Raw genomic sequence first — 6,085 nt, 5'->3', positions numbered from 1 at the left:
GTCGCTCTCCTGGGAGAGTGCGACCACGATGCGCTGCGAGCCGATCTGTCCGGCCCACACGCCTTGCCAGCGGGGTGAGGCGGAGGATGGGGTTGCCGCGTGGGCGGGTGCCAGCAGGGCCGTCAGGGCCAGGCCGGTGCACAGGGCGCCAGCGAGGCTGCGCAGGCAGGGAGGGGTGAGCTTGTTCATGGGGCAGGGGGCTCCAGCAGGCGCTGCAGGGCCAGGCGGTCACCACGCTCGGTGCGCCCGCGCGCGTCGGGTTTGAGGGCGCCGCGCAGGTCGTCGCGGTCCAGGATGGTGAGGTGCAGTCCGATGGCTTCGTTCAGGGCGGCGCAGGGTACTGTCAGGCTCAGACAGTCCACCAGGTCACCGCGTGGGCCCTTGACGCTGCCGACGTCGTAGCTGACGTTGCGGCTGATCAGGGCAATCTCGGCGGATTTGGGGTCATCGCAGAACAGTTGCAGGTGGATGTCGTTGAGGCGGGTGGCCGTGCCGCGCCAGACGGCGCCCGTCAGGTGAGGTCGGAACTCCGCCAGGCGCTCCATCCAGACATCGGCCAGCGCCCGCAGGGCGCGCAACTCGTCGGGCTGGGTGTCGGCGCAGAAAACCGAGAGGTACTCCACGACGGCGTCTTCGACCGCGTCGTTGCCGGGCAGATCACCGCGCCCGGTCAGGCCCAGCTGTTTGGCAGCGCGGCGTTTGGCCGGGCCGTATTCCATGCCTTCTTCCACCACCAGCCGGGCGGCGGTGGCGGCGATCTCCTGAGAGGCGGGGCTGAGTGTCGACATGGGGCGATTGTAGAAAGCTCAGGCGGCCTCGACCTGCACCGGCTGGGCACTGAAGGCGGCATTGCCGCTGAGTGCATCGGTGCGCTGGTCGTCCGAGAGGTCATTGATGCTGGCGCCCGCGTGGGCCTGGGCCACACGCAGTGCCACGCCCGTGCGGTCATGGCCCCAGCCGTGGGGCAAGCTGACCACGCCGGGGCGAATGTCGGTGGTGATGTGCAGGGGCACGCGCACCTGGCCGACGCGTGAGCGCACGGTCACATCCTGCCCGGCTTGCAGGGCGCGGGCGTGCGCATCGCTGGGGTGCATCCACAGCACGCAGCGGGGTTTGCCGGACACCAGGCGTTCGCTGTTGTGCATCCAGGAATTGTTGCTGCGCACATCGCGGCGGCCGATGAGCTTGAGTGCGTCGTTGGCGGCGGGCGCACGTACCTCATCGAGCAGGGCGGGCAGGCCCAGGCGGATGGGGGTGGGCAGCAGGGGCACCCGGCGCTGGCTGCGCTGCAGTGTCTGCCGCAGGGAGGGTTTGAGGGGGCCCAGATCGATCCCCTCGGGGTGGGCCAGCAACTGCTTCATCGTCAGGCCATAGGCATTGCGTCGCAGGGCGATCTGCAGCAGTCGCTGTGGGCTCAGGCGGGCCATCAGGCTGCGCGTGCCCAGGCCCTTGAGCCGGTTGAGCACGCTGGCGCGATCACTCGACCAGGTGCGGCGGGCGTAGCGTCGGGCCAGTTCGCTGTAGATCTCCCAGTCGTGCTTTTGCTCTGCGGTGCGGGGCACGATGGCCGGGGTGTAGCGGGCCACATTGCGCACGGCCAGCATCAGGAAGATCAGGTCATAGTGGTCATGCTCCACAAAGCAGGTGGGGGGCAGGATCACATGGGCGTGCCGTGTGGTCTCGTTGATGTAGAAATCGACGGACACCATGAAGTCCAGGCCGGCCAGGGCGCGGTCCATCTGCTGCCCGTTGGGGGTGGACAGCACCGGGTTGCCGCAGGAGGTCACCAGGGCGCGCACCTGGCCCTCGCCGGGGGTGAGCATCTCTTCGGCCATCACCGACACGGGCAGCTCGCCCGCAAACTCGGCGGCGCCACGCACCCGGCTGCGCCAGACATCGTGGTGACCGGGCCCGACCAGGCCCAGGCGGATCAGGTCCACGGCAGGGTGGGTGAGCAAGGTGCCGCCCTCGAGGTCCACCTGGCCGTTCAGCAGGTTGATCACCTGGATGGCCCATTGGCAGATCACGCCGTGGGCCTGGGTGGACACGCCCATGCGGCCATAACAGGCCGCGCTCTCGCTGCGGGCCAGTTCGCGCGCCAGCCGCCGCGTGGTGGTGGCGTCGATGCCGGTGAAGGCGGCGGTGGCCTCGGGGCTGAAGGGGCTGGCCGCCTGCTGCAGCTCGGCCAGATGGTCGAGCTGGTCGGCCCAGGGGCCGGGTCGGGTCAGACCTTCGTCGAACAGGGTGTGGATCACGGCCAGCAGCCAGGCGGCATCGCTGCCCGGCACGATGGCATGGTGTTCATCGGCCACGACGGCCGTCTCCGTGCGGCGGGGGTCGAGCACCACCAGCTTGCCACCGCGCTGGCGCAGGGCCTTGAGGCGCTCGCGCACATCGGGCACCGTCATCAGGCTGCCGTTGCTGGCCAGCGGGTTGGCGCCCAGCACCAGCAGGTAGCGGGTGCGGTCGATGTCGGGGATGGGCAGGCGGAACTGGTGCCCGTACAGCCACAGGGCCACCATCTGGTGGGGCAACTGGTCCACCGAGGTGGCCGAATAGCGGTGCCGGGTCTTGAGCTGGGACAGGAAGAGGTGGCCGTGGGTGACATTGCCCCAGTTGTGGATGCTGGGGTTGCCCTGGTAGACCGCCACGGCATGGCTGCCATGCTGCTCACGCACCCGGGCCAGGCCTTCCACGGCCAGGTCCAGGGCCTCGTCCCAGCCGATGCGCTGCCAGTGGATCGCGCCGTCGCGTTCGACCCGCTTGACGGGGTGGCGCAGGCGGTCAGGGTCTTCGTGCAGGTCCTTGAGGGCCACCGCCTTGGGGCAGATGTGGCCGCGCGACAGGGGGTCGGCCGGGTTGCCCTTGACCGACAGGATGCGCCCGCCCTGCACCTGAAAGCTCAGTCCGCAAATGGCCTCGCACAGATTGCAGACCCCGTGGCGGGTTTCGACGGGGCCGGTGGTCGGCGCGACAGGGGTGTGCGACATGGGTGGCAGAGGCAGTCCGAGGAGAGTGCATCCTGCCAGAAAGCACCGGACGCCGCCCGGCGGGTGTTCCCGATGGCGGCGGCGTCAGCAGGGGCTTCAGGCTTCGCGGCGCAGGGCCGGGAAGAGGATCACGTCGCGGATGTTGGGGGCATCGGTGAGCAGCATGATCAGACGGTCGATGCCGATGCCGCAACCACCCGTGGGGGGCAGGCCGTACTCCAGCGCGCGGATGTAGTCGGCATCGAAGTACATGGCCTCTTCGTCGCCGGCATCCTTGGCGCTGGCCTGGGCGGCAAAACGCGCGGCCTGCTCTTCGGGGTCGTTGAGTTCGGAGAAGCCGTTGCCGTACTCGCGGCCGGTGATGAAGAGCTCGAAGCGCTCGGTGATGGCCGGATTGGCATCGGAGGCGCGGGCCAGGGGCGAGACCTCGACGGGGTAGTCGATGATGAAGGTCGGCTGCCAGAGCTTTTCTTCGACGGCGGCTTCGAACAGGCCGAACTGCAGCTCGGCCAGGGACCAGCGGGCCGGAGGTTCTTCGCCCAGTTGCTTGAGGCGCGCGTGCAGGAAGACGGCGTCGTCGGCCTGCTCGGGCGTCAGGCCGGCATGCTCGATCAGCGAGTCGCGCACGGTCAGACGGGCAAAGGGGGCTTCCAGATCGACCTCCTTGCCGCCGTAGCTGAGCTTGGCCGAACCCACCGCGGCGCGGGCGGCATGGCGCAAGACCTCTTCGGTGAAGTCCATCAGGTCGCGGTGGTTCCAGTAGGCCGCGTAGAACTCCATCATGGTGAACTCGGGGTTGTGTCGCACGGACACGCCCTCGTTGCGGAAGTTGCGGTTGATCTCGAACACGCGCTCGAAGCCACCCACCACCAGACGCTTGAGGTAGAGCTCGGGGGCGATGCGCAGGAACATCTCCTGGTCCAGCGCATTGTGGTGGGTGGTGAAGGGCTTGGCGTTGGCGCCCCCGGGGATGGGGTGCATCATGGGCGTTTCGACTTCCAGGAACTGGTGGTCGACCATGAACTGGCGGATGGATGCAATGGCCTTGCTGCGGGCCACGAAGCGCTGGCGGGACTCGTCGTCGACGATCAGGTCCACATAACGCTGGCGGTACTTCTGCTCCTGATCGGTCATGCCGTGGAACTTGTCGGGCAGCGGGCGCAGGGCCTTGGTCAGCAGGCGGATGTGGGTGACCTTGATGGAGAGCTCACCGGTCTTGGTCTTGAACAGGGTGCCCTCGGCGCCCAGGATGTCGCCCAGGTCCCAGTGCTTGAAGGCGGCCAGGGCGTCGGCGCCGATGGCGTCCAGGGTCACATAGACCTGGATGCGACCGGTGGCGTCCTGCAGCGTGGCAAAGCAGGCCTTGCCCATGACGCGCTTGAGCATCATGCGGCCGCCCACGCTGACGGGGATGGCCTGGGCTTCGAGCACCTCGGGGGCGGTTTCGTCGTGGGCCGCGTGCAGGGCCGCGGCGCGGTCGGCGGGCTTGACGTCGTTGGGGAAGGCCACGCCCTGGGCACGGATGACGGCCAGCTTCTCGCGACGCTCGGCGATCAGTTTGTTGGTGTCCACCATCAACTCTGCGGGTACGGGCTCGTGCGGGGTCGGGTGTTGGTGCGTGGTCATGATGATGGAGCAGGTTGGGCCTAACCCTCTATTGTATGAAACCGTCGGCGACAATGTGGGCCATGTCGGATGAACGTGCATCGCTTTCTGCTCCCGAGGCCCCGTCAGGCGCCCTGCGCCAGGCCTGGCGGGCCTTGCCGCGTGCGGCGCTGGGCAACCTCATGGCCAAGCTGCTGATCGTGGCCCTGGGCCTGGCCATCACCGTGCTGGTGGCGCGCCAGGGCCCCTCGGTTCAGGGGGCCTTCGCCCTGTTCGTGGCGGTGGAGTCGGCCTTGCTGACCTTGTTCTCGGGCCTGGGCCTGTGGCTGGCGCGGCTGGTGTCGCGTCAACAGGCGGGCGAGCGTGGCGCCACCCAGCCCATGTTGCGCAAGGTGCTGCAGGCGGCCGTGGCCCTGGGGCTGCTGGCCTCGCTGGCCCTGGTGGGGGTGGCCTGGGGGGCCTCGTCGGTGCCCTACACCCATTTGTGGCTGCTGGCCTTGGCGGCCCCCTTTCTGCTGCTGGTGCCCACGGCCACGGGGCTGTGGCTGGGGCAAGGCCGCATGTGGCCCTTGAATCTGGCCCAGGTGGGGGCGCCGGCTGCCGTGTTGTCGGGGCTGGCCGTGGTGTGGTGGCTCACCCAGGACCTGGCCTGGAAAGCGCCCGCCGTGGTGCTGGTGCTCACGGCCTGGGTCAGTGGCAAGTCGCTGGTGGCGGTGCTGACCGCCCTGTACGCCTTGCACGATGGCGCACGCCGCGATGAGGACCGTGAGGAGCAAGGCTTGCTGCACGGCGCGCCCGAGCTGCATTGGTGGTCGGATTGGCGCTTCGTCGCCACCATCGGCGTGACCAATGTGGTCAGCCTGCTCAATTACCGGGCCTCGCTCTTTCTGGTCGAGCATTTCCATGGCCTGGCCGAGGTGGGTACTTACTCCGTGGCGGTGACCGTGGCGGAGCTGCTGTGGCTGCTGTCGTCCTCGGTGACCGTGTCGGCCTATTCACGCATCGGTCATCCGGATCGCGCCGTGGCCTCGGGCATGACCGTGCAGGCCGTGCGCATCAATGTGCTGGCGACCCTGCTGGCCGCGCCCGTGCTGCTGGGCCTGGCCTGGTGGGGGCTGCCCCGATTGATGGGGGCGGCCTATGCGGCCTCGGTGATGCCGCTGGCGGCACTGCTGCCGGGGGTGGCGGCCTACGCGGCGGCCTCCAGCCTGTCGGCCTTCTATACCAACCACCTGGGCAAGCCGCAGCTCTCGGGCAGCATCGCGGCCTTGTCGCTGGTCATCAGCTTCTCGGTGGGCTGTGTGCTGGTGCCCCTGTGGGGCGCGGTGGGTGCGGCCACCGCCAGCAGCCTGGGCTACATCCTGGCCATCGTGGCGGCCTATGGTGTGTTCCTCAAGCACGCCGGTTTGCCGCTGCGGGCCTTGTGGACGCCCGCGCGGTGAGGCCCCGGGATGCGGGCCCCTCTCCTGAGGGGCCGGGCGCCGAAATGC

Annotated in this window: 5 protein-coding genes; 1 reads left to right on the top strand and 4 read right to left on the bottom strand. The window is 68.9% G+C overall.

Annotated features, from left to right (window positions below; all coding sequences use genetic code 11):
- From VFW84_RS00765 to lysS, 4 genes are all read right to left on the bottom strand, one after another.
- Positions 1–189 (bottom strand): hypothetical protein (locus VFW84_RS00765; RefSeq protein WP_329678514.1); only part of this gene is annotated, 189 nt, incomplete at its 3' end.
- The gene (locus tag VFW84_RS00760) at positions 186–788 is read right to left on the bottom strand and encodes a hypothetical protein (RefSeq protein WP_329678513.1); all 603 of its coding nucleotides are present in this window, start codon (positions 786–788) and stop codon (positions 186–188) included. The genes VFW84_RS00765 and VFW84_RS00760, both read right to left, overlap by 4 nt.
- 18 nt (positions 789–806) lie before the next feature.
- Positions 807–2,990, bottom strand: coding sequence for a molybdopterin-dependent oxidoreductase (locus VFW84_RS00755; protein ID WP_329678512.1), 2,184 nt, complete (start codon positions 2,988–2,990; stop codon positions 807–809).
- A gap of 96 nt (positions 2,991–3,086) precedes the next feature.
- On the bottom strand, positions 3,087–4,616 hold the full coding sequence (gene lysS / locus VFW84_RS00750) for a lysine--tRNA ligase (RefSeq protein ID WP_329678511.1): 1,530 nt from the start codon (positions 4,614–4,616) through the stop codon (positions 3,087–3,089).
- A 62-nt stretch (positions 4,617–4,678) separates the two neighbouring features.
- On the opposite strand from lysS, the gene VFW84_RS00745 reads away from it, so the two are divergent.
- The gene (locus VFW84_RS00745) at positions 4,679–6,037 is read left to right on the top strand and encodes a teichoic acid transporter (protein WP_329678510.1); all 1,359 of its coding nucleotides are present in this window, start codon (positions 4,679–4,681) and stop codon (positions 6,035–6,037) included.
- Positions 6,038–6,085 lie beyond the last annotated feature (48 nt).

The sequence above is a fragment of the Aquabacterium sp. genome (assembly GCF_036279655.1).
Classification (GTDB): domain Bacteria; phylum Pseudomonadota; class Gammaproteobacteria; order Burkholderiales; family Burkholderiaceae_C; genus Aquabacterium.
This window is presented reverse-complemented; position numbering and strand designations above follow the sequence as displayed.